This window comes from Rhodoferax sp. GW821-FHT02C08, from assembly GCF_059421805.1.
Genome location: NZ_JBWKVR010000022.1, coordinates 67,770 through 89,496 on the forward strand (window position 1 = coordinate 67,770; position 21,727 = coordinate 89,496).

19 protein-coding genes, 2 pseudogenes and 1 riboswitch are annotated in these 21,727 nt (G+C 60.5%); of the genes and pseudogenes, 8 read left to right on the forward strand and 13 right to left on the reverse strand.

The window, feature by feature from the left end:
- The first annotated feature begins 1 nt into the window (after position 1).
- Positions 2–110, forward strand: a riboswitch (glycine riboswitch).
- Between the two features lie 158 nt (positions 111–268).
- Entirely contained in the window at positions 269–1,489 is a 1,221-nt protein-coding gene (locus AC07VY_RS21570; protein WP_495099216.1) for a D-amino acid dehydrogenase, read from the forward strand.
- 82 nt (positions 1,490–1,571) lie between these two features.
- Here AC07VY_RS21570 and AC07VY_RS21575 read toward each other — a convergent pair.
- Positions 1,572–1,964 (reverse strand): annotated as a pseudogene (locus AC07VY_RS21575) (chloride channel protein); the annotation flags it as partial.
- A gap of 348 nt (positions 1,965–2,312) precedes the next feature.
- Between AC07VY_RS21575 and AC07VY_RS21580 the strand changes: the two are divergent.
- Together AC07VY_RS21580 and AC07VY_RS21585 are read left to right on the forward strand one after the other, a co-directional pair.
- Complete coding sequence (locus AC07VY_RS21580) at positions 2,313–3,089, forward strand: substrate-binding periplasmic protein (RefSeq protein WP_495111371.1); 777 nt, start codon at positions 2,313–2,315, stop codon at positions 3,087–3,089.
- A gap of 84 nt (positions 3,090–3,173) precedes the next feature.
- The gene (locus AC07VY_RS21585) at positions 3,174–5,660 is read left to right on the forward strand and encodes a putative bifunctional diguanylate cyclase/phosphodiesterase (protein WP_495099214.1); all 2,487 of its coding nucleotides are present in this window, start codon (positions 3,174–3,176) and stop codon (positions 5,658–5,660) included.
- Between the two features lie 46 nt (positions 5,661–5,706).
- Here AC07VY_RS21585 and AC07VY_RS21590 read toward each other — a convergent pair whose 3' ends face one another.
- Positions 5,707–8,469 (reverse strand): DEAD/DEAH box helicase, encoded by a 2,763-nt coding sequence (locus AC07VY_RS21590; protein ID WP_495099213.1) that lies wholly within the window; start codon positions 8,467–8,469, stop codon positions 5,707–5,709.
- A 33-nt stretch (positions 8,470–8,502) separates the two neighbouring features.
- Positions 8,503–9,402 (reverse strand): LysR family transcriptional regulator, encoded by a 900-nt coding sequence (locus AC07VY_RS21595; RefSeq protein WP_495099212.1) that lies wholly within the window; start codon positions 9,400–9,402, stop codon positions 8,503–8,505.
- A 98-nt stretch (positions 9,403–9,500) separates the two neighbouring features.
- Here AC07VY_RS21595 and AC07VY_RS21600 point away from each other — a divergent pair, with 98 nt between their 5' ends.
- Together AC07VY_RS21600 and AC07VY_RS21605 are read left to right on the forward strand one after the other, a co-directional pair.
- Positions 9,501–10,298, forward strand: a complete 798-nt coding sequence (locus AC07VY_RS21600; RefSeq protein WP_495099211.1) for a substrate-binding domain-containing protein — start codon at positions 9,501–9,503, stop codon at positions 10,296–10,298.
- A gap of 11 nt (positions 10,299–10,309) precedes the next feature.
- Positions 10,310–11,614 (forward strand): MFS transporter, encoded by a 1,305-nt coding sequence (locus AC07VY_RS21605; protein WP_495099210.1) that lies wholly within the window; start codon positions 10,310–10,312, stop codon positions 11,612–11,614.
- Positions 11,615–11,653: 39 nt separating this feature from the next.
- On the opposite strand, the gene AC07VY_RS21610 is transcribed toward AC07VY_RS21605, so the two are convergent.
- The gene (locus AC07VY_RS21610) at positions 11,654–12,535 is read right to left on the reverse strand and encodes an AraC family transcriptional regulator (RefSeq protein ID WP_495099209.1); all 882 of its coding nucleotides are present in this window, start codon (positions 12,533–12,535) and stop codon (positions 11,654–11,656) included.
- A 117-nt stretch (positions 12,536–12,652) separates the two neighbouring features.
- Here AC07VY_RS21610 and AC07VY_RS21615 point away from each other — a divergent pair, with 117 nt between their 5' ends.
- Positions 12,653–13,525, forward strand: a complete 873-nt coding sequence (locus AC07VY_RS21615; RefSeq protein WP_495099208.1) for a nuclear transport factor 2 family protein — start codon at positions 12,653–12,655, stop codon at positions 13,523–13,525.
- A 19-nt stretch (positions 13,526–13,544) separates the two neighbouring features.
- Positions 13,545–13,928: an antibiotic biosynthesis monooxygenase family protein gene (locus AC07VY_RS21620; RefSeq protein WP_495099207.1), complete on the forward strand. Its 384-nt coding sequence runs from the start codon at positions 13,545–13,547 to the stop codon at positions 13,926–13,928.
- Positions 13,929–14,083: 155 nt separating this feature from the next.
- On the opposite strand, the gene AC07VY_RS21625 is transcribed toward AC07VY_RS21620, so the two are convergent.
- The 3 genes from AC07VY_RS21625 to AC07VY_RS21635 all read right to left on the reverse strand — a co-directional run bounded on the left by AC07VY_RS21625 (position 14,084) and on the right by AC07VY_RS21635 (position 16,922).
- Complete coding sequence (locus tag AC07VY_RS21625) at positions 14,084–14,908, reverse strand: SDR family NAD(P)-dependent oxidoreductase (protein ID WP_495099206.1); 825 nt, start codon at positions 14,906–14,908, stop codon at positions 14,084–14,086.
- Positions 14,909–14,979: 71 nt separating this feature from the next.
- The gene (locus tag AC07VY_RS21630) at positions 14,980–16,056 is read right to left on the reverse strand and encodes an alkene reductase (protein WP_495099205.1); all 1,077 of its coding nucleotides are present in this window, start codon (positions 16,054–16,056) and stop codon (positions 14,980–14,982) included.
- A gap of 65 nt (positions 16,057–16,121) precedes the next feature.
- The gene (locus AC07VY_RS21635; RefSeq protein ID WP_495099204.1) at positions 16,122–16,922 is read right to left on the reverse strand and encodes an SDR family NAD(P)-dependent oxidoreductase; all 801 of its coding nucleotides are present in this window, start codon (positions 16,920–16,922) and stop codon (positions 16,122–16,124) included.
- 56 nt (positions 16,923–16,978) lie between these two features.
- On the opposite strand from AC07VY_RS21635, the gene AC07VY_RS21640 reads away from it, so the two are divergent.
- The gene (locus AC07VY_RS21640; RefSeq protein ID WP_495099203.1) at positions 16,979–17,584 is read left to right on the forward strand and encodes a MarR family winged helix-turn-helix transcriptional regulator; all 606 of its coding nucleotides are present in this window, start codon (positions 16,979–16,981) and stop codon (positions 17,582–17,584) included.
- Between the two features lie 76 nt (positions 17,585–17,660).
- Here AC07VY_RS21640 and AC07VY_RS21645 read toward each other — a convergent pair whose 3' ends face one another.
- From AC07VY_RS21645 to AC07VY_RS21670, 6 genes and pseudogenes are all read right to left on the reverse strand, one after another.
- On the reverse strand, positions 17,661–18,455 hold the full coding sequence (locus AC07VY_RS21645; RefSeq protein WP_495099202.1) for a transporter substrate-binding domain-containing protein: 795 nt from the start codon (positions 18,453–18,455) through the stop codon (positions 17,661–17,663).
- A gap of 26 nt (positions 18,456–18,481) precedes the next feature.
- A complete protein-coding gene (locus AC07VY_RS21650; protein ID WP_495099201.1) occupies positions 18,482–19,300 on the reverse strand; it encodes an amino acid ABC transporter ATP-binding protein in 819 nt (272 codons plus the stop codon).
- Positions 19,284–19,940, reverse strand: a complete 657-nt coding sequence (locus tag AC07VY_RS21655) for an amino acid ABC transporter permease (protein ID WP_495099200.1) — start codon at positions 19,938–19,940, stop codon at positions 19,284–19,286. The genes AC07VY_RS21650 and AC07VY_RS21655 overlap by 17 nt, the downstream gene beginning before the upstream one ends.
- Positions 19,937–20,686 carry an amino acid ABC transporter permease gene (locus AC07VY_RS21660; RefSeq protein WP_495099199.1) on the reverse strand — a complete coding sequence of 250 codons (750 nt, stop codon included), beginning with the start codon at positions 20,684–20,686 and terminating at the stop codon, positions 19,937–19,939. Before AC07VY_RS21660 ends, AC07VY_RS21655 begins: the two co-directional genes overlap by 4 nt.
- A gap of 285 nt (positions 20,687–20,971) precedes the next feature.
- Positions 20,972–21,613: pseudogene (locus tag AC07VY_RS21665) on the reverse strand (IS1595 family transposase); the annotation flags it as partial.
- Positions 21,565–21,727, reverse strand: a 163-nt coding sequence (locus tag AC07VY_RS21670; RefSeq protein ID WP_495099266.1) for a transposase, incomplete at its 5' end; no start/stop codon positions are given. The pseudogene AC07VY_RS21665 and the gene AC07VY_RS21670, both read right to left, overlap by 49 nt.

The window sequence follows — 21,727 nt, forward strand, 5'->3', positions numbered from 1 at the left end:
GCGGCAGGTACCGGGAGAGTCTGGGGCCCTTGTTGCTCAACAAGTTTGCCCACAGCGCCGAAGGAGCAACCGCCCCGGAAACTTTCAGGCAAAAGGACCGGTACCTGTCACACACATCTGAAGAGCAACCGGGTTTCGTCACCCGGTTCACCGCAGGAGCAAGCGGCTTGGCTATGTGCCAGTCGTGAATCTCTCAGGTCCAAAACAGAGGGGCGATAGCTGCGCACGCTTGTTGCTATCCCCACTTTGACGTTTTGGAACTCTCATCATGAAAAAGTTTGCTGTTATAGGCGGCGGTATTACGGGCGTGACCACGGCATATGCCCTCGCAAAGCGGGGTTTCGCGGTCACTTTGTTTGAAAAACACCGCTATGCGGCCATGGAAACATCGTTTGCCAATGGCGGGCAGTTTTCGGTGTCGAACGCCGAGGTATGGAACCATTGGTCTACCGTGCTCAAGGGGCTGAAGTGGATGCTCAAGAGCGACGCACCTTTATTGGTCAACCCCAAGCCGAGCTGGCACAAGCTGGCCTGGTTTGCCGAGTTCATTGCTGCCATCCCGCACTACGAGAAAAACACCGTGGAGACCACCCGCCTTGCCATTGCTGCGCGTGCGCACCTGAATGCCTGGGCGGATGCGGAAGGGCTGGACTTTGACCACAAGCGCGAAGGCATTCTGCACATCTACCGTGACAAAGCCAGCTTCGACCATGCCGGCAAGGTCTCCAAATTGCTGGCCCAGGGCGGGCTGGACCGCCGCGCGGTCACACCGCAAGAAATGCGCGCCATCGAGCCCACCTTGGCTGGCAACTACTATGGCGGTTATTTCACTGAAAGCGACACCACGGGCGACATCCACAAATTCAGCACCGGCATGGCCTTGGCGGCCGAGCGCCTGGGCGTGCAAACCCGCTATGGCCAGCACATAGATGCCGTGCAGAGCGATGGCAAACAGGTGACTGTCACTGCCAATGATGGAATCGAACGGCAGTCCCATGTGTTTGACGGTGTGGTGGTTTGCGCCGGTACGGCCAGCCGGGACCTGGCGGCGCAGCTGGGCGACCGCGTCAACATCTATCCCGTCAAAGGCTATTCCATTACGGTGAATTTGCAGGATGCACAAAGCCAGGCTGCTGCACCGATGGTGAGCCTGCTGGACGACGGCACCAAATTGGTCACCAGCCGCTTGGGTGTGGACCGATTCCGCGTGGCCGGTACGGCGGAGTTCAATGGCTATAACCGGGATATCCGGGCCGACCGCATCCGTCCTTTGGTGGAATGGGTACAGCAGTGCTTTCCGGGTGTGCGCACCGAAAGTGTGGTGCCCTGGGCTGGACTGCGCCCCATGATGCCCAACCTGCTGCCTCGGGTGGGCAAAGGCAAGCGACCTGGCGTGTTCTACAACACCGGGCACGGGCACCTGGGGCTGACTCTGTCGGCCGTGACGGCCGATATGGTGGGCGCCATCGTTGCCTCCAGCTACGCCTAGCCGGTGTTATTCGCTCAGGCGAACGTAGGTGGACAGCAGGCTGCTTTTGTTGACCACGCCCAGTTGTGGGCTGGTGCAGTAAGCGACCCAGCAAGGATGCACCCAGCGCGGCCAACTGCACCATGGAGACCTCTCGGCTTATGGAGCCGCCGCTGGCGATGCTGAGCAGGGAAGAGCCGCTGCGGACCAGACTGGCTTGCACGGGAATATGGCCGTTGCCCAGCGCGACGGCTTCCATATAGTCGCTTGGGGCATTTTGTGGGGTGCGGTTCTGGGCCCAGGTGAGCAGCGCACCTGCCAGCAGTCCACCCAGACTGGGTACCAGTATTCGCTGCCAGGCTTGCAGTTGCATGGCAATGGCGACCAGGCCGCCACCTTGTCCCAGCACCAGGCGGTCCAGCTCGAACAACGCACTACGGAAACCAATGGTTACCAGTGTGCCCAGCGCACCCGCAGGCACGGACCAAAAAAGCATGGCTGGCAATTCGCTGCTACGCCATCCTTGTTTCTAGCGCGCTGCCCATGCTTGGAGATGGGCTTGTATATGCATCATGCTTCGTTTTGAATGATTCTGCTGGCAGGGTGATGGCGCGCATACTTCGAGACCGTAGCTATGGCCGGCATGTAACCTGCTTGAGGGGCCCTGCAATCACTAAATCGTAAGGCTCATAAGGGGCTCATACTTGTAACGTGTAGTATGGCGATCTTGTCTAGGCATATTTCTGTAATTGCTTTCTTCAATAGTAGACTCTTTCATAACTTACGGGTTCAAAGGGCGTTCATGTGCAACCGTTTTCCATTCAAAGAGACATGGTCTCGGTGCGTGCGTCCGGCATTCTTGCTGGTCGTTCTGGCGTCGTTGGCATCGTTTGCTTGGGCGACTGAAACTTGTAAACAGCTGGTTGCCACAGGCAACCCCGAATACCCGCCGTATTTGTGGCGAGATCCCGCCGACAGCAACCGTCTGATTGGCGCGAATGCCGATTTGATGCAAATGGTGGCCAAGGAAATCGGTATTCCGATCGAGGTACGTTATGCCGGCTCCTGGGCCCGTGTGCAGGAAGAGGCCAAGCTTGGGCGTGTTGATCTGGTTGCTGGCGCTTTCTTCACTGTGGATCGCCTGGACTATATGGATTACGTTTATCCGTCGTTCCGCGAGACGCGTTCCCTGGTGTGGGGCCGCCAGTCTGCTCCGATCAAATACCAGCGCTGGGCGGACCTGCAGGGCCTGTCTGGTGTAACCGTTATCAATAATAGTTTTGGCGAGGATTTCGACCGTTTTGCCAAAACTTCACTGAAGATCGCTACCGTACCTAGCCTAGAGCAGGCGCTCAAGATGTTGCAGCTAGGGCGGGTGGACTATTTGGTGTACGAAGAGTCGCCGGCCTTGGCCTACATTGCCAAGCTGGGTATAGATGGGCTGCTGCCCATGGCCACATCGATCAGCAACGAGAGCCTGTACCTGACGCTTTCACACAAGTCTCCCTGTAACAGCAGCGAATTGCGTGCTGCATTGGCCAAGGCCATGTACAAGCTGGCACGTCAAAACGTGATGAAGAAAATGATCGATACCAACATCCAGCTATGGCGCACGAAATAAGGCCCATGTCTACGGAAAGCTGCCGGTGTACTTAGCCCGCATTTACCGCCACTGCTTGGAGGTCATCCATCGGAAAAGGACCGCGTGCCGAAGCTATCCCTAAGACAAATCATGACGCTGGGCGTAGCGCTCGGCATTGTGTTGCCAGCCTTGGTGCTGGGTAGCCTGCTTCTGAACAATCGCTACGAGCGTGAGTTGACCTTGCGCATACGCGAGCCCATGCTGCAATACACGCAGTTGCTGTCCAGCGGCCTGGGCATGCCGATCTGGAACGTGGACAAGGCGGTGGCTAAGCAGTTGATCGACTCGGTCACGCGCAATGCCGACGTGGTGGCCGTGACGATAAAAGACGAGTTCGGCAATGTGTTTGTCTCCAGCGAGCTGTCTGCGCGCCGGCAAGGCACGGTGCTGAGCCAGCAAAGCGATATCGTGATGGATGGCCGGCGTGTGGGCCAGGTCACAGTGGAGCTCAGTACCGACCGCGTGGTGCGTCAGCTGTGGGCCGACTTCACCAAGTTGGGCCTGTTTATCCTGGCCCAGGTAGGCATTTCATTCCTGCTGGTGTTTTTGCTGGTGGAACGTCGCGTGGTACGCCCTCTGTATCGGCTGCAAATGGCCACCGCCAGGTTGGCGCGCGGCGAGCTGGAGCAGGCGCTGGACTGGCACAGGCATGACGAGATCGGCAGCCTCGCGCACAGCCTGGACCAGATGCGCGAGTCCCTCGGTCGGGCCATTGCCGAGCGTGACGCCAAGAACGCAGACCTGCAGCACGAACTGTATGACCGGCTGCGGGCCGAACACGCGCTGCGCTTTACCGAGGCCAAGTTCAAGGCTATCTTCCATGCCTCGCCGCTGGCCATGACGGTGAGCCGCAATGAGCCAGACTACCTGATTGTCGACATCAACGACGCGGGGCTGCGCCAGTTCGGTCTGCTGCGCGACGACCTGGTCGGTGCCCGCCATGCGGTGCTATGGTGCAACCCGCAAGACCAGAGCAATGTGCTCAATGTGATTGAGCGTGTCGGCCATATCAAGGGCTACGAGGCCTGGCTGCACCGGGGCAACTTACTGCCTGCGCACGCCCAGGAGGACCAGGCTGCTGGTGTCAAGAACACGATGGTGGAGGGGCGTGAAGACGCCATGCTGTGCGAAATCTCGGGCCGCAAAATCGACCTGGGCAGTGAGCAGCTGTTCGTTCTGGTGCTGGAAGACGTGACCGAGCGCAAGCGTGCCGCCCAGATGATCTGGAACCAGGCCAACTTTGACCGCCTCACCGGTTTGCCGAACCGCCATATGTTCCAAAATCGGCTGGAGCAGGATATGGCAGCTGCCCAGCGCGATGGCCGCTCTCTGGCGCTGGTGTTTTTTGACCTGGACTTGTTCAAGGAAGTCAACGACACCCTAGGGCATGAAGTAGGCGACATGCTGCTGCAGGAGGCGGCACGGCGCCTGCGCATGGGGGTGCGGCAGACGGACCTGGTGGCTCGCCTGGGGGGCGACGAGTTCACCTTGATTCTCAGCGGCCTGACTGATATAGGCTACGTACACCAGATCGTGCAGGGCGCGCTGCAGCGTCTGGCCGAGCCCTTTTTATTGGCTGGGCAGCAGGTGCACATCTCGACCAGCGCCGGCCTGACCTTCTACCCGCAGGACGCGACCCAGGTCGAGGCCCTGCTGAAGAACGCCGACCAGGCCATGTATGCCGCCAAGAGCCAGGGGCGCAACCGTTACACCGTGTTCACGCCGTCCATGCAGGACGCTGCGCAAAAGCGCATGCGACTCATCAATGACCTGCGTGTGGCCATAGCCGAGCAGCAGTTCAGCGTTTTCTACCAACCCATCGTGGACCTGAGGACTGGCCATATCCACAAGGCCGAGGCCTTGATCCGCTGGCACCACCCGGTGGAGGGCATGGTCAGTCCTGCCGATTTTGTGCCCATCGCCGAAGAAACCGGCATGATCGTGGACATAGGCAACTGGGTTTTCAGCGAGGCGGTCCAGCAGGCGGCGGTATGGCGCAAGACGCACGACCCGCAGTTCCAGGTTAGCGTGAATGTATCGCCGGTGCAGTTCCGTAACGAAGGAATAGACCAGGTGACCTGGATGGCGCATTTGCAGGCTGCTGGCATGCCGGGCGATGCGGTGATGATCGAGATCACCGAAGGCTTGTTGATGGACGCCGGCGGCAACGTCACCGAGCAACTGCGCGGTTTCCGTCAGGCTGGCATAGGCCTGTCTCTGGACGACTTTGGCACCGGCTACTCCTCGCTGTCTTATCTGAAGAAATTTGACATCGATATTCTGAAGATCGACCAGGCTTTTGTGCGCAACCTCACTGCCGGTTCGGACGATATGGCCTTGTGCAATGTGATCATCGTCATGGCCCACACCCTGGGCTTGAAAGTGGTGGCCGAGGGCGTGGAGACGCAGGAGCAGTGCGATCTGCTGGCTGCTGCCGGCTGCGACTACGGCCAGGGGTATCTGTTCGCGCGGCCCACGCTGGCGGCAGATATGCCTTTGAATCTGGCGTGGAAGCCTGCGCACCAAGATACTTACACAATGAGCATCTAGCGCTGATATTAGCTGCGTTGGTAGCTATATTTTTTGTAGTGTGTGTTTAGAGCCGGCTGCCTGTTCGACCCCAGCGGCGGGCAGCTTCTTCCGGGCTTTGCGGGATTTCTAAGTTCTGCGTCAAGGCTGTCAGTGGCGCCAGCAGCGCATCCAGATCAGCCGCATCAAACTTCAGTGCTCCGGCCGCGTCGTGACCCAGTACGCTGTCGGCCAACGCCAGTTTGCGCGCCTGCAACTCCAGCATGCGCTCCTCAATGCTGCCCTCGACCACCAGCTTGTAGACGAACACCGGCTGGTCTTGGCCGATGCGGTGGGCGCGGGCGGTCGCCTGTTCTTCCACCGCCGGGTTCCACCACGGGTCCATGTGGATCACGGTGTCGGCGGCAGTCAGGTTCAACCCGACGCCACCGGCCTTCAAGCTCAGCAGCAGCACCGGTACTTCTTGCGCCTGGAAGCGCCGCACCACCGCGCCGCGCTCTTTCGGCAGGGTCTTGCCGGTCAGGCTGAGAAACGGTAGTTCGTGCGTGTGCAGTTGTTCGGCCACCAGCTCCAGCAGCTCGGTGAATTGCGAGAACACCAGCACCCGCCGGCCCTCGGCCACCAGCTCGGGCAGCATGTCTGCCAGCAGCTCCAGCTTGGCGCGTTCCATGGTCTTATCCAGTTTGCGGCCCTTCACCAGATACGGGTCGCAGCAGACCTGGCGCAGCTTCAGCAGCGCGTCTAAGATGCTGATCTGCGCGCCATTGAAGCTTTGACGCTGCAGCACACGGCGCACCTGTACATCGGCCGCCGCGCGCACGCCCTCGTACAGCTCGCGCTGCTGGCCTTGCAACTGCACGCGCTGGATGACTTCGGTGCGCGGCGGCAGCTCGCTGGCCACGTCTTGCTTGCGCCGGCGCAGGATGAAGGGGCGCACCCGCTGGGCGAGCAGGGCCGCGCGCAGGGTTTCGCCGTTCTCTTCAATCGGCTTGCGCCAGCGTGCGGCGAAATGGCGTGCATCGCCCAGAAAACCCGGCATCAGCCAGTCAAACTGCGCCCACAGCTCGCCCAGGTGGTTTTCCATCGGCGTGCCGGTCATACACAGGCTGTGCCGCGTCTGCAGGCGCCGCAGAGCGCGGGCGCTGCGGCTGCCGGCGTTCTTCACCATCTGCGCTTCGTCCAAGATGACCAGGTGGAAGCGCTGCTCTGCCAGCCTATCCATATCGCGCCACAGCAGCGGGTAGGTGGTCAGCACCAGGTCGTGGTCTGCCATCTGCGCAAACAGCCCGCTGCGTTCCGGCCCCTGCAATGTCAGCACGCGCAGATCCGGGGCCATGCGCTGCGCCTCGACTTGCCAGTTGAAGACCAGCGAGGTCGGCAGCACCACCAGCGCCGGCAGATCCAGCCGGCCGGCATTTTTTTCGGTCAGCACATGGGCCAGCGCCTGCGCAGTTTTGCCCAGGCCCATGTCGTCCGCCAATATGCCGCCCAGGCTGTGCGCGCGCAGGTACTGCAGCCAGGCCAGGCCTTCGAGCTGGTAACCGCGCAGCTGCACCTGCAGGCCTTGTGGCGCTGCGACAGGCTGCGGCGCACCCAGCGCCTTCAGGCGCTTCGCCAGACTCGCCAGGCCCAGGGCACCCTGCAGCTGCCAGGCGTTGTGCGAGCCCACACGGTGCACATCCAGCAGGCTGGCACGCAGGGCGTCCAGGCGCCGCGCCTCCCAAGCGCCCAGCTTCAACAGGCCCAGGTTCTGCGTCCGTAGCGGGTCGGTCAGCAGATCGACCATCGCGCCGATGATGGCCTTCAGCGGTGCGGCCGGCGCGTCGATGCGGCGGCCGCCCGGTGCGCGCAGCGAGACGATGGCCAGGTCGTCGATGGCGGCGATCTGCGCGGCGTTCAGCCAGCGGCGGTCCCGGCGCAGCAGGTCGGCCAGCATGGGCGCCAGGTCCAGCGTTTCCCCGTCAATCTCGATGCCCAGGCTCAGTAACCAGGCGCCTTCGCGCGCTGGCAGCTGCAGCTTCTCCACGCCGCGTCCGGGCTTGACCAGCGGGCTGTCCAGCTCCTTGCCCAGCACCTCGCCGGTGTCGGGGTTGACCACCAGCTTCCAGCGCTGCACCGGTACGCTTTCGTGCGCGAAGCCGGGCTTCACCACCACAGCCCAGCCTTGGGCCTGCAATTGCGGTACCTGGTCGGCCCAGAAGTCGCCAAAAAATGCTTCCTGCGGCAAGGTCCACACCGGGCCCATCAAAGGGCTGTGGTCGCGGCTGCGCCATTGGAACGAGTGGGGGTCCAGCGGCACGAAGCCCATGTCCCACACGCTGTCCATGGCATCGGCCTCGGCCGCCAGATCGCGCCGCATCTTCAGCACCGGGCCGCCAGTGTCGAACAGCTCTTGCACGGCGTTCGGCCGGTTGTTCAGTATGGAGGTTGGCGCCGGCGTCTGCCAGCGCGCGCCGCTGTCGGTGTGGTAGCACCAGTCGAACTGCACCAAGGTCACGCTATCGCCGCGCGGCCCCAGCTTGCCCTGCGGTTTCAGACCCAGCAGGCCATCGCCGCGGCCCAGGGTTTGCAAGGTGAGGCGAGGGCGGAAGTGGCCGGTGACGCCGTCGCTAGGTGGTGCGGGCGGCGGCGGTGTCTCCACTACAGGCGGACGGTCCATCCGCAGCAAGGCCATGACCCGCGCGGCATCCTCGTCGGCCAGGGTCGGCAGGCTTTTCAGCGTCTTTGCATCGGCCTGGCGCCGCAGTGCATCGACCCACGCAGCCACAGCCTGGTCGCGCGCGTCGCTTGCGGACGGAGTAGCGGTGGAGCGGATGGGGGAGCGGGCCATGCGGAGATTGTGCCGCGCTGGTCGTCAGGGGGGCTAGGTGGATCGAATCGCGGTAATCAGTATGTCGGCCAGGCCCTGGGCCGCACCATGCAGCTTGTCACCCTTGCGAACGATCAGCCCCAGTGTGCGCGTGATGGCGGGGTCTACCAAGGGCACGCCGACCAGGCCTGGATGCAGCACGGCGTCCAGTGCCAAGCCAGGAATGATGGCAATACCCAGGCCGGCCGCCACCAGGTTGATGGCACCGGTCACATGGTTGATCTCGTAGTGGATGCTGGGCCTTTTCGCCGACTTCGCAAAGGCGCTGTCGATGATCAGGCGGTTGCCGCTGCTGCTGGATACCGATACCAGCGGCTCTTTCTCCAGCAATCTCCAGGCGACGGTCTTGCGCTGCGCCAATGGATGGCTGCTTGGCACCACGGCCACATAGCGCTCTTCGCGGATGGGCATGAAATCAAGATCGGGCTCTTGGCTGCCCAGAAAGTTCAAGCCGAAGTCTGCATGCCCTCCGGCGACGCTGTCCAAAACGATCTGAGCACTTTCATCGATCACCTTGACGCGCACCGCAGGGTTGCTGTTGTGGAAGTCTTTTAAAACCGATGGCAGCAAATGGTTGGCCACCGACGGAATGCAGGCAATGGTGACCTTGCCGGTGCGCGCCGCGGCCCTGGCTTCAAGCCCCCGGTAGGCAAATTCCAGCTCGTCCATGATGGCTTGGGCGTGCTTCAAAAACTGCCGGCCCGCGTCGGTCAGAGACACCCGTCGGGTGGTTCTTTCCAGCAGCCGACTTTTCAAATCGCCTTCCAGTTTTTCGATACGCCGGCTTAAAGCGGGCTGCGATATGAACAGGCTCTCTGCCGCCGCCTTGAAGCTCGATTTCTCTGCTACGGCGATGAACGCCTGTATTTCTCCGATGTCTGTATTGATGCGCATGGTCTATCAATATATCAAATTAATGCAATTGTGTTTCTAATTGAAGGCACGCATCATCCGCCCCCAACGGTGAACTTACAAACACAAAAGGAGATGATGTGAAATTAGGACTCAACACGCGGCGCAGCTTGCGTCTCCTCATCCTGGCGATCGCGCCGGCCATGGCCGCAGTTGCGACGGCGGACGAAATCCATGTGGCAAGCTCGGGTGGTTTCGCTGCCGCCTACCGCGCCTTGGCGCCCGGCTTCGAGGCCCGCACCGGGCACACATTGGTGGCGGTGTGGGGCCCTTCGATGGGTGAAACCTCGGGCGCTATCCCCAAGCGCCTGGAACGCGGCGAGCCCATCGACGTCGTGATCATGGTAGGTGATGCCCTGGACAAACTGATCCAGCAAGGGCGGGTGGAAGATGCCGGCCACCGCCTGTTGGCCAACTCAAAAATTGGTGTCGCCGTCAAGGCGGGATCCGCCAGGCCCGATGTCACAACGATGAATGGCTTGAAGCAGGCACTTCTCAACGCGCGGTCTATCGTCTACTCCGATAGCGCCAGCGGCGAATATCTGTCGAAGGTATTGTTCCCACGCCTAGGCGTTGCGGACCAGATCCGCAGCAAGAGCCGCATGATCCCCGCCGAGCCCGTGGCCCAGGTGGTGGCGCGGGGCGACGCCGATTTGGGCTTCCAGCAGGTCAGCGAGCTGCTGCCAGTCGCTGGCATCGATTTCGTGGGCGAGCTGCCCGATGAGGCGCAGCAACTCACGCCCTTTTCTGCCGGCGTGGTGGCGGGTACGAAGCTGCAGGGCGCCTCCCTGGCTTTGATCGATTACCTCAGCTCGGCCGAAGCCGCACCGCTGATCCGCAAGACGGGCCTGACTCCGGCCCCTGCTGCCGCACACTGAAAGAACCCACCATGGCTAATACAAAAAAAGCGGAGCAATCCAAGCTGTCCACCGTATTGCGGGTGACCAGCGGCAACTTTCTGGAAATGTTCGACTTCTTCCTGTACGGGTTTTACGCTACGTACATTTCCAAGACGTTTTTCCCTAACAACGACGAGTACGCATCATTGATCCTGACCTTCGCCACGTTTGGCGCGGGCTTTCTGATGCGGCCCTTGGGTGCCGTGATCCTGGGTAGCTACATAGACCAGATTGGGCGGCGCAAGGGGCTCATCGTTACCCTGGGCATCATGGCGTTGGGCACGGTGTTGATCGCCTTTGTACCGGGCTACGCGACGATAGGCATCGCCGCACCTATTCTGGTGCTGGCCGGACGCCTGCTGCAGGGCTTTTCGGCTGGTGTGGAGCTGGGCGGCGTGTCGGTGTATTTGTCCGAGATGGCCACCCCCGGTAACAAGGGCTTCTACGTGAGTTGGCAGTCCGCCAGCCAGCAGGTTGCCATCATGGCGTCGGCCATCATTGGCTACCTGCTGAGCCAGTGGCTGTCGGCGGAGCAAATCGGCGCCTGGGGCTGGCGCGTGCCGTTCCTCATAGGCTGCATGATTGTTCCGGTAATCTTTGTGATTCGACGCTCGCTGCAGGAGACGGATGAGTTCCTTGCTCGCAAGCACCACCCCACGTTCAAGGAAATCCTGCGCTCAATAGGCTCCAACTGGCGCGTGGTGGTTGCGGGCATGATGATGGTGGTGATGACCACCGTGTCTTTCTATCTGATCACGGTCTACACACCCACCTTTGGCAAAAGCGTGCTGAAGCTTAGTACCGCAGACAGCCTGTTGACAACCTTCTGTGTCGGCATGTCGAACTTCTTCTGGCTGCCGGTGATGGGCGCTTTGTCGGACAAGGTTGGGCGCAAGAAGATACTGGTGGTGTTCACCGTGCTGCCCATCCTTACTGCGTATCCCATCATGTCCTGGCTGGTCGCCAACATCAGCTTCGAGAATCTGTTGGTGACCGAACTGTGGCTGTCCTTTATGTACGCCAGCTACAACGGCGCTGCCGTAGTCGCGCTCACAGAAGTCATGCCCGCCCATGTGCGTACGGTGGGCTTCTCTCTGGCCTATAGCCTGGCGACGGCTATTTTTGGTGGCTTCACCCCGATGCTGTCTACCTGGCTGATTGAGGCCACTGGTGATAAGGCGGCTCCGGGCTACTGGATGACCTTCGCCGCGGCGTGTGGCCTGGTTTCGGTGTTCATGCTGTACGGGCGGACACGCTTCTCTGGAACGTATGCCGCCGCACATGCGGTGAAATAACTCGGGGGCCGGTTCCATGATGTGCCCGGCCATGCTTGGTCAGCCTCTGTGCTGCTTTCTGAACTCGCTGGGTGCACAACCTGCTTCCCGGCGGAAGAATTTGATGAAATTGGTCGCTTCATCAAATCCCAGCTTGTCTGCCACTTGGGCAATGGGCCAACTGGTGTACGCAAGCATGCGCTTTGCCTCCAATGCGATACGCGTGGACAGGTATGACTTTGCGGATAGTCCGGTCAGCTGTTGTGCTGCTCGACTTAGTGTCTTCTCAGAGATGCCAAGGGCCTTGGCGTAGGCGGATATTTGATGCCATTCATGGAAGCTTTGCTCCGTTGCATGTCGAAACTTCCGGAAGTGCTTGGACAGCGATGAGTTGTCTGACGGCAGCGCAAGCCGTTGTGCGCTGGCAAGCTGCAACCTGGTGAGTAATGCCTGGAGCTGCGCGCGCTCCAAGGCATTTATCAACTGCATAGGGCCTGACATGGACGCATCTTTATGCATTTGCGCCATGGCTTGTTGCACCGCCGTGAAGGTCGTCGCGTCCAACATCAATTGAACCGGTATGTCTTCGACGAAAAGACCTGTCGGTGCTTCGCCCATGTTGGCCGTGGTTTGGAACGATTCCGGACGAAAAAGAATGACCCAGCCATCCCAGATGTTGTTGGCTTCGAAGCGCTGAACCTGGCCTGGTCGCATGGCCAATAGTGAGCCGCTATCCGGCGACTCCAGCCGGAAGTCCACCGTATGACGGAATTGTCCCTGGGTTACCAGGATGAGTTGGTGAAAGTCCAGGCGTGACGGATATCTGAAGTGCTCGGCTGGTACCCGTTTCAGCCAGTCATTGGCGGGAAACACCTCAATGTCAAACGCGTAGCCCACCGGAGGGCGAAAGCCCACGCGGGGAATGTCCGTAAGATTTGCCATATGCCAGAAATGTCCGATTTAGATAACTATGGGTCAGGAATCTACCTCGTAAATATGTGTATGGAAACCGACACTTGTTTGCTTTCACTCAGAAGCAACGATGAAAGCTTGTCCCCCATGAAACTCAAAGTCAGAAACACCATTTTGCTGTCGGTTGTCGCCATCACAGCTGCAATGACAGGCTGTGCATCGAACGGAATCAGCACTACAAAGGAAAACGGAATGTCTACAAATTACAAACCCCAAGTTACCGAACTGCTCAAGAGCATTGAGATCGGCGATACAAAGCCCGTGGGCTACATCAATTCTGAAAAGTACATCCAACACAACCTCGCCGTCGGTGACGGCCTTGCTGGCTTTGGCGCTGCGCTGCAAGCCTTGCCCAAAGGCTCAGCCAAGGTGAACACGGTGCGTGTCTTCCAGGATGGGGACTTCGTATTCGCCCATACCGACTACAACTTCTTCGGCCCGAAGATCGGTTTTGACATTTTCCGCTTTGAGGATGGAAAGATTGTCGAGCACTGGGACAACCTGCAGGAAAAGCCAGCCATGTCCAATCCAAGTGGGCGTTCGATGATCGATGGGCCAACAACTGCAATGGATCTTGACAAGACTGCGGCCAACAAGAAGCTGGTCGCCGCATTCGTGGACGACATCTTGGTCAATGGCCGGATGGACAAGCTGGTCGGCTACTACGACGGCGACAACTACCACCAGCACAACCCGCAGATCGCCGACGGTCTTTCGGGGCTAGGCAAGGCGCTGGAGGCAATGGCCAAGGCCGGCGTTAGCATGAAATACGAACAAGTGCATAAGGTGCTTGGCGAGGGCAATTTCGTACTCGTCGCGAGCGAAGGTCAGTTCGGCGGCAAGCACGTCGCTTTTTACGATCTGTTCCGTGTGGACAACGGCAAGATCGCTGAGCACTGGGACACCATTGAAGCTATTCCAGCCCGCTCGGAGTGGAAGAACGCCAACGGCAAGTTCTAAGTGGGCAAGGAGATTCGAGATGCAAAAAATCTACAGATTGCTGCTGGCTACTTTCTCGGCCGGCGTGCTGTCGATGCAGGCCTACGGGGCAGCGGGCGCTTCGGCTGAAGTCGTGGAGGTGGTTACTTTCAAGCTGCAGCCGGGTATCAGCGCCTCGGAGTTCCGAGCTGTGGACCAAGCCGTCGAAAAGCAGCATGTGGCCAAGCAACCGGGCTTCGTCTCGCGCGAGAGCGTGGCGGGCGACAACGGCGAGTGGCTCGTGATCGTGCACTGGCGTTCGGCAAAGGATGCAGAAGCATCCATGGAGAGCTTCCCGACAGCAGCAGCGGCGGCAGACTTCATGTCGAAGATTGACGCCGCGACCATGTCGATGAAGCGGTATGGGAACAATCTGCCGCACTGAAGTTGCCGACGTGGGCCCCAAGGGTCTTGCGTCGCAGTGTTTAAGAGCCGCTGAAAGCTTGGTACGGGGCGGCCATGCGGGGATTGTGTTGCTTGGCGTTGGCTGGGATGAGTTCCTGCGCGGCATCTGTTCTCTGCGACAGTTGTTCGCCTCCCTCAAGTCTCGTTCCGCGCCGGCAGGGCCAATCGCGGCTTTCCGAGCACTTGTGTTGCCACCTGCGATGCAAACTGCCGCGTCAAGAAGCGCACGCCGAAGGTTGATAGCTTGTTGAACAGCCCGGGCACCACCGTGCGCTTGCCTTGCAGCATCGCTTGGATCGCGGTGTGTGCGACGAACTCCGCGCTTTTCGTCGACGCGTTTGCAATCCACGAGTAGTCGCCCCCGCCGGACGCGGCGTGGAACGCGGTTTCGGTGCCGCCAGGGCAGATGCAGGTCACCGACAGCGGCGTGCCGCGGTGCTCGTCATGGAGGGCTTCGCTGAAGTTGCGGACGAACGCCTTCGACGCGGCGTACAGCGCCATGTTCGGCACCGACTGGTACGCGCCGGTCGACGCGATGTTCACCATGTGCGCGGGCGCTGTGCTTGCCCTGTGCGCGTCGACGAAGCACCGCGCGAGTTGGACGAGCGAGGTCATGTTGAGCTGGATGAGTTCCGCGTCGCGTGCCCAGTCAACCTCGTCGAACCGGCGGAAATAGCCGAACCCGGCGTTGTTGATCAGGATGTCGATCGGGCCACCCGCTGTAGCAGCGGCCCATAGCTCGCGCGCGGCATCGGGCTTGCCGAGATCTGCGGTGACGATCTCGACCTTCACGCCCTTGCAACTCGCGGCGACCGCATCCAATGCGTCGCGGCGCCGCGCCGTCAGCACAAGATCAACGCCAAGCGCCGCGAGCTCACGCGCGATGTCTGCGCCAATGCCGCTGGATGCGCCGGTTACCAGCGCGCGCTTAGCCGTCTTGCCGCTTGTGTAGGTACTCAAATCGTTCTCCTTATTGTGTGGAAGGCCCTGGAATTCCAAGGTCTGCGAGTGCAATCGGGGCCGTTTGATGCTCAAGCCGTGAGCGTTGGGTAGTCGGTGTAGCCCTTGGCACCGGGCGTGTAGAACGTGTCCGGGGCCGGAGCATTCAACGGTGCGTCTTGGCGCATGCGTTCGACCAGGTCAGGGTTGGCGATGAAAGGCCTGCCCATGGCTACCAGGTCCGCGCGGCCCTCACTCAGCGCCTGTTGTGCACCGGCTTTGTCTTGTCCGCCGGCGAGGATGAACGGGCCGTCGAATGCAGCCCGCAGATCGGCCTTCAGCTTCGCCGGAACCGGTGGGGCGCCCATGGCCGAATGGTCCAGGACGTGCACGTACATGAGGCCGAGTGCGGAGAGTTGCTTCACCAAAGCCAGGTACTGTTCGTCCACGCCCTCGAATGCGCCGGTGTTATTGACCACGCCGTGAGGCGACAGGCGGATGCCGACGCGCTCAGCGCCGATCTCTTTCACAGCAGCGCGGGCGACCTCCAGCACCAGCCGGTTGCGCCCTTCGGCGGTGCCGCCGTAGCCGTCGCTGCGGCGATTGACATTGGCGTTCAGGAATTGCTCCAGCAGGTAACCGTTGGCCGCGTGCAATTCGATGCCGTCAAAGCCGGCTTGGATGGCAAGGCGTGCGGCCGTGGTGTACTCGCCGATCATGGTCTGGATGTCGGCCTCGGTCATGGTGCGCGGCGGCGTGTGCGGCTGGCTGCCTTGCGTATCCGTCCACATTTCGCCAGGGCAGGTCTCGGGTGAAGGTCCAAGCACTTCCGCGCCGGCCGGCAGGTTGGCCAGGTGGGACACCCGGCCGGTATGCATCAGTTGTACGACGATCTTGCCGCCCTTGGCATGGACCGCGTCGGTCACCAGTTTCCAGCCTTGCACCTGGGCGTCGTTGAACAGGCCAGGGATGCGGGCATAACCCAAGCCGTTGGGTGACGGTGAGGTTCCTTCCGTGATGATGAGGCCGGCGCTTGCACGTTGGGCGTAGTAGGTGGCCATCAGGCTGTTGGGCGTGTTGTTTTCGCTCGCGCGGCTGCGCGTGAGTGGCGACATCACTGTGCGATTGCTGAGCGGGGTGGCACGTAGGGAGAAGGCTTCGAAAAGCATGGGCTGTCCTTGGAAAATGGAAAAGGGAGAGAAAGGGAAGCGCGGCAACGCTCAGTTGGCTGGAATCAAGCGATCTTGTAACGAGGGGCCGGCGTTCCAGCTTGGGTGCCCGCGAACAGTTCGGAGCGGGCTGCCTCGTACTTGTCCCACAGACTTGCATCGGCGACCGACGGCCAGGTGATCGTTTCGCCTTGGTCCAAGCCCGCGAGCGCCGCATCGACCATGTTCTCGGTCGTCATCAAGGTGTTCTTGTTGAGGGCCGCCAGCGGAACGCCGGACAAATCCCAGAGTTCGGTGGCCGTGGATGCGGGCAAGACCAATTGAACCTTGACCCCGGTTTCGGCTAGTTCTTGCTGCAGGCCTCGGCTGTATTGCAATACGAAGGCCTTGGTACCGCTGTAGACAGCGCTGATCGGCAGCGAATGGATGGCCAGGACGGACGCAACATTGATGATGACGCCCTGGTTTCTTTTGATGAACGCAGGCACCACTGCTTGCGTCAGGCGCGTCAATGCCGTGATGTTGAGGGCGATCTGCGCAAGTGCATCATCTGCAGACCTCTGGGCGATCGTTCCCAGCTGCGCAATACCGGCGTTGTTCACCAGAACATGCACGTCCGCATTGCTTGCAAGGATATTTTCGATCCGAGCCAAGTCCTGGTCTTTTGTCAGATCAGCCGAGATCGGCTCAGCTTTGACGCCGTGCGCCTTCGCGATTTGCGCGCAGAGGGCTTCCAAACGGTCAGCGCGCCGGGCGACAAGAATAAGATCGTATCCACGTGCGGCAAGGCGGTCCGCATACACGGCGCCGATGCCGGAAGAAGCCCCTGTGACAATAGCGACTTTTTTAGAACTGGGATGTGTCATTGATAGCTTTCCAATAAAATTGAGCACTCAACTAAATAAGTTGAGGGCTCAAATGTATGGTCAACTGCCTGCAATTTGAAAATAGTGCAGTACTAAACCATTTTATGAATATGGGAATTACCAGTAAGCTTATTGATGCGAAGAACAGTCCGGATGAGCCCGCCGCAGACGAGCAGGACATATTGGGTGGGCGCGTCTGCTCGGTCACACCACTGCGCCTTGCAGCTCGCAGACTGGAGCAGCTGTACGACGAAGAGCTGGCGCCGGTGGGCCTCAAAGCCACGCAGCTCTCGCTCATCGCAGGTATTTACAGCCTCACGGGCGCCGATCAACAAGGACCGACGCTACAGGACCTGGCGGCCCGGCTCGCCATCCAACTTTCGGCCCTTACCCATGCGCTAAGGCCTCTGGTACGCGACGGAATTGTGGAATTGCGTCAAGACGCCCAAGACCGCCGGACCAAACACAGCGTTCTCACTTCGCTTGGTAAGACCCGGCTATCAGCAGGCATGGTGCGCTGGGCAGCAGCAAACGACCAAGTGGAGGTCGTTCTGGGTTCTGCCGGGGCTGCGAACTTGAGGGCTTTGGCCGACCAGGTGTCTTCCGACGCGTTTCTGGTCGCATATAAGGCGAAGGATCAAGCGTCCAGTGTTTCGCCTTGATGGTGGATGAATCGGGCTGTAGCGTAAGTATTACCTGCGCTGCCAGCTACCAATTAAATAGCGATTTTCATCCAACTCAAGCCGGCTTCACCACATTCGTCGGCAAATCGCGCCCATGGTATTTCTTGTAGATGGCGTTGAGCTTGCCGCTCTTGATGTTGGCGGTGACCCAGGCGTTGATCCATTCCTTCAGCTTAGGCTCGCCTTTGTTCATGGTGATACCCAGGCCGGAGTCGAGCTGCGAGAACTTCACCTCAAAATTCTTGCCCGGCGCGCGCTTGTTGATCTCGCCCATGTTCGATGGCGTGCTGGAGAAAATATCTACCTGGCCGGTGACGACAGAGGTAATCAACGTGGCGTCGTCTTCGTAGCGCATGATTTCCGCGCCTTTGGCTTCCTTGGTGGTCAGCGCGTCGTTGGTGGTGGCGCGGGTCAAACCCACCCGCTTGCCGGCCAGGTCGGCGTAGCTGGTGATCTTGATGTCCTTGGGGGCCGACACGATGATGGTGATGGCTGAATACGGGATGGAGAAGTCGACCACCTTGGCCCGCTCTTCGGTGATGGATAGGGCGGATATCACCAGGTCCGCGCGCTGGGCTTGCAGCGTGGGGATGCGCGCCGCCGTGGTGATCGGCACGATCTCCAGCTTCACGCCCAGGTCTTTGGCCAGCTCGGTGGCGGTGTCTACGTCTGAGCCGGTGGGCTGCAGGTTCGCATCGGCAAAGCTGAATAGCGGCGTGCCGATGGCGATGGCCACGCGGACCTTGCCGGTCTTCTTGATGTCGTCAAACTGGTCGGCTATGGCGGCGTGCGTGCCGCAAGCGAGTAGCACGGTAGCGATGGCGGTGCGGGTGAAGTGGGTGGTGCGCATGTTTGTCTCCTGGTGGTTATAAATAATCAAAGGCCGTTGTCGAGAAAGGCTTTGAGCTCGGGCGTCTTGGGCGCGTCCAGCATGTCGCCGGCGCCCACCTCCCAAACCTTGCCCTGGTGCATGTAGATGATGCGGTCGGCGACGCGCTTGGCGAAGGCCATTTCGTGCGTCACCAGCAGCATGGTCATGCCGCCCGCGGCCAGGTCTTCCATCACGCGCAGCACCTCGCCGGTAAGCTGCGGGTCGAGGGCAGAAGTGACTTCGTCGAACAGCATCACCTTGGGCGACATGGCCAGGGACCGGGCAATCGCCACGCGCTGCTGCTGGCCGCCGGAGAGCTGTTCGGGGTAGGCCTCGGCCTTCTCTTGCAGGCCCACCTGCTCCAGCACGCGCAGCGCCACCAGATGGGCCTCGGCGCGCGGCAGCTTCTTCACATGGCGCAGCGCCAGCAAGATGTTTTCTTCCACCGTCAGGTGCGGAAACAGGTTGTAGCTCTGGAACACGATGCCGACTTCCAGCCGCAGCTGCTTCAGGTCCACCGTGGGGCTGTCGACGCGGATGCCGCAGACCTCGATGCTGCCCTGGTCGATGACTTCCAGCCGGTCAATGCAGCGCAGCGCCGTGCTCTTGCCCGAGCCGCTGGCGCCGATGATGGCGATCATTTCGCCCTTGGCGACTTCGAAGGACACACCCTTCAACACCTGGTTCGAGCCGAAGCTCTTGTAGACCTGGTCGAGCTTGACGATAGGGCCGGGTTGGGCGGTAGTGTTGACACTGCCACCGCCTTCGGTAGCGACCAGGCCGGTGTACAAGCTGCCGGGCAGGGGGTTAACGGTTGGCGACATTGAGTTTTTTCTCCATCGCTTCGCTCCAGCGCGACAGCGGATAACACAGGGCAAAGTAAAACGCACCGACGATCGTGAAGATTAAAAAGGGCTGGAAGATGCTGTTGTTGATGATCTGGCCGGCGCGGGTCAGCTCCACAAAGCCGATCACCGAGGCCAGCGAAGTCATCTTGATGATCTGCACCAAAAAGCCCACGGTGGGCGGCAGCGATAGCCGCACCGCCTGCGGAATGATCACCAGGCGCAGTGTCTGCCAGCGGCTGAAGGCCAGGCACTCGGCCGCCTCCCACTGCGGCTTGGGCATGGCGTCGATGCAGCCGCGCCAGATCTCGCCCAGATAGGCGCTCACGTACACCATCATCGCGATACCAGCCGCCACCAGCGAGGGCAGCGAATAGCCGTACACCGACAGGCCGAAGTACACGATGAACAGCAAAATCAGCAGCGGAATGCCCTGTATGCATTCGATATAGGCCAGCGCCATCCAGCGCAGCCAGCGGCGCGACGAAATGCGTGCCAGCATCACGCCAAAGCCACCGATGCTGCCCAGCACGAAAGCCACTGCCGACAGCACCAGCGTCCAACCAATCGAGGTAAACAGGTACAGCAGGTGTGTGCCAGTGAAACTGCCCCAGCTCATGCCGCACCTCCGTGGCGAGCGACCTGCACGGTCGGCTCCAACTGCTTTTGCCGGCTATTGCGCAAAGCCGCCTGGCGGATCACGCGGCGGCGGCGGAACAGGTATTCACCCAGCAGATGCGTCAGCAGCTTGATCACCAGCGACAGCGCCAGGTACAGCGCCGCCACCACGATATAGGTCTCCAGCGAGCGGAAGGTGTCGGACTGCACGGTATTGGCAATCGCCGTCAGCTCTTCGGCCGATATCTGCGAGGCCATGGCGGACGCCTGCATCATCAGCAGGAACTGGCTGGTCAGCGCGGGGTAGACCTTCTCAATCGACGGCTGCAGCATCACATGCCAGCCGATGCGCCACTTGGACAGGCCTAAACATTCGGCCGCCTCGATCTGGCCCTTGGGCACCGACTCTAGCCCGGCGCGGATGATCTCGGCGGCGTAGGCGGCGATGTTGATGATCATCGCCAGCACCGCGGCGGCAAAGGTTGGCATGCGGATGCCGATGCTGGCCAGGCCGAAGTACAGCAGAAAGATCTGCACCAGAAACGGCGTATTGCGCACCACCTCGATGTAGCCGGCGCAAATGCGCGACAGCGGCTGGATCTGGCTGCGCTTGGCAAAAGCCACCAGCGTGCCGACCGCGACGCCGACCACCACGGCCACCGCCGTCATCTTCAATGTCAGCCAGGCGCCGTTCAGGAACACCGGCCAGTAGGGCAGCAGGGTGCTGAAGTCGAGCGCGTACTTCATGCGTGCAGCACTAGGCCTTGGCGAGCGCCCTGGATGGCGTGGCTGGGCACGTGCGACTGCGGGACAGGTGGATGAAGGGGCCGCCGACATGGCTGAAGAGGCCGGGCAAGGTGCGCAAAAATCATAGCGTCCGAGGTGGTTGGTTATCTGTTGTCGTACAACATAAGGCGGATTATGGGGAGCGCCAAGGACTTGGCGGCAGGGGGTATTCCCTTGGATGCCGCTGGCGGATTGCGGCCGGGTTTTGCTATGCAAACAGGACTAAAAACTGTACATAGAAAAAGGCTATGTCTGAATTAGCTGTTGCAAGTTAAATCTCCCCAGAGCTTCGCAAAGGCAAGTGGCAGGAGAGATGTTTTTCAAATACCGCTCCAGCATGCGCCGCCAACCCAGATAGCTCTCCAGGTACTTGGTGGCCACGCCATGGAAGCGGCGCATCCAAGCTTTGAGGCGGCTGTCATAAGCGTTGACGTTCTGGATATGAAAGACCCCCTGCACAACCCGAATGCCCTGCTGGATATTGACGGCCTTGTGGGTGATGCCGCTGGCTCGGGCAAATGTTTGGTAGACCCGTGCACCGTCGGTACAAAGGATGGCATCCTTGTCCACCAAGGGGTGCAATACCTCGGTGATATGACGGGCATCCAGCTTTTGCAGCCGGAAATCAGCGGTTTGCCCACTGCGGTCACGCATCACCAACACCGCAATCTGTTCCCAGCCGTTGCAGCCACCGGTGCTGCCGACCCCGCCGCGCTGGCGGGGTGGGCGGTGCAGCTGGCGCTGCCCTTTGAACGATTCCAGAAAGAAGGTCTTGTCGGCTTCGACAATGCCGCTCTCGTGCTGGGCACGGCGTGTGGCTGGGAGCTTTAAGAACCTGTTCAAAATCTTTTGAGCAGCAGAGCCAGGAATGCCAGATGAATGAACTGCAAGCTGGTGTTCAAAAGCCTCTCGCAGTTCTTCCACAGCCGCCGGTTCTTCTCCAGCCACGCGAAGCTGCGCTCCACCACCCAGCGCTGGGGCATGACCTTGAAGGTATGGAGC

What these genes read in the sequence shown, in the direction of transcription:
- AC07VY_RS21605 (WP_495099210.1), top strand. Translation starts at nt 10,310, where the DNA reads ATGGCTAATACAAAAAAAGCGGAGCAATCCAAGCTGTCCACCGTATTG.
- AC07VY_RS21620 (WP_495099207.1), top strand. Translation starts at nt 13,545, where the DNA reads ATGCAAAAAATCTACAGATTGCTGCTGGCTACTTTCTCGGCCGGCGTG.
- AC07VY_RS21610 (WP_495099209.1), bottom strand. Translation starts at nt 12,535, where the DNA reads ATGGCAAATCTTACGGACATTCCCCGCGTGGGCTTTCGCCCTCCGGTG.
- AC07VY_RS21615 (WP_495099208.1), top strand. Translation starts at nt 12,653, where the DNA reads ATGAAACTCAAAGTCAGAAACACCATTTTGCTGTCGGTTGTCGCCATC.
- AC07VY_RS21635 (WP_495099204.1), bottom strand. Translation starts at nt 16,922, where the DNA reads ATGACACATCCCAGTTCTAAAAAAGTCGCTATTGTCACAGGGGCTTCT.
- AC07VY_RS21590 (WP_495099213.1), bottom strand. Translation starts at nt 8,469, where the DNA reads ATGGCCCGCTCCCCCATCCGCTCCACCGCTACTCCGTCCGCAAGCGAC.
- AC07VY_RS21660 (WP_495099199.1), bottom strand. Translation starts at nt 20,686, where the DNA reads ATGAAGTACGCGCTCGACTTCAGCACCCTGCTGCCCTACTGGCCGGTG.
- AC07VY_RS21655 (WP_495099200.1), bottom strand. Translation starts at nt 19,940, where the DNA reads ATGAGCTGGGGCAGTTTCACTGGCACACACCTGCTGTACCTGTTTACC.
- AC07VY_RS21640 (WP_495099203.1), top strand. Translation starts at nt 16,979, where the DNA reads ATGGTCAACTGCCTGCAATTTGAAAATAGTGCAGTACTAAACCATTTT.
- AC07VY_RS21650 (WP_495099201.1), bottom strand. Translation starts at nt 19,300, where the DNA reads ATGTCGCCAACCGTTAACCCCCTGCCCGGCAGCTTGTACACCGGCCTG.
- AC07VY_RS21595 (WP_495099212.1), bottom strand. Translation starts at nt 9,402, where the DNA reads ATGCGCATCAATACAGACATCGGAGAAATACAGGCGTTCATCGCCGTA.
- AC07VY_RS21570 (WP_495099216.1), top strand. Translation starts at nt 269, where the DNA reads ATGAAAAAGTTTGCTGTTATAGGCGGCGGTATTACGGGCGTGACCACG.
- AC07VY_RS21630 (WP_495099205.1), bottom strand. Translation starts at nt 16,056, where the DNA reads ATGCTTTTCGAAGCCTTCTCCCTACGTGCCACCCCGCTCAGCAATCGC.
- AC07VY_RS21645 (WP_495099202.1), bottom strand. Translation starts at nt 18,455, where the DNA reads ATGCGCACCACCCACTTCACCCGCACCGCCATCGCTACCGTGCTACTC.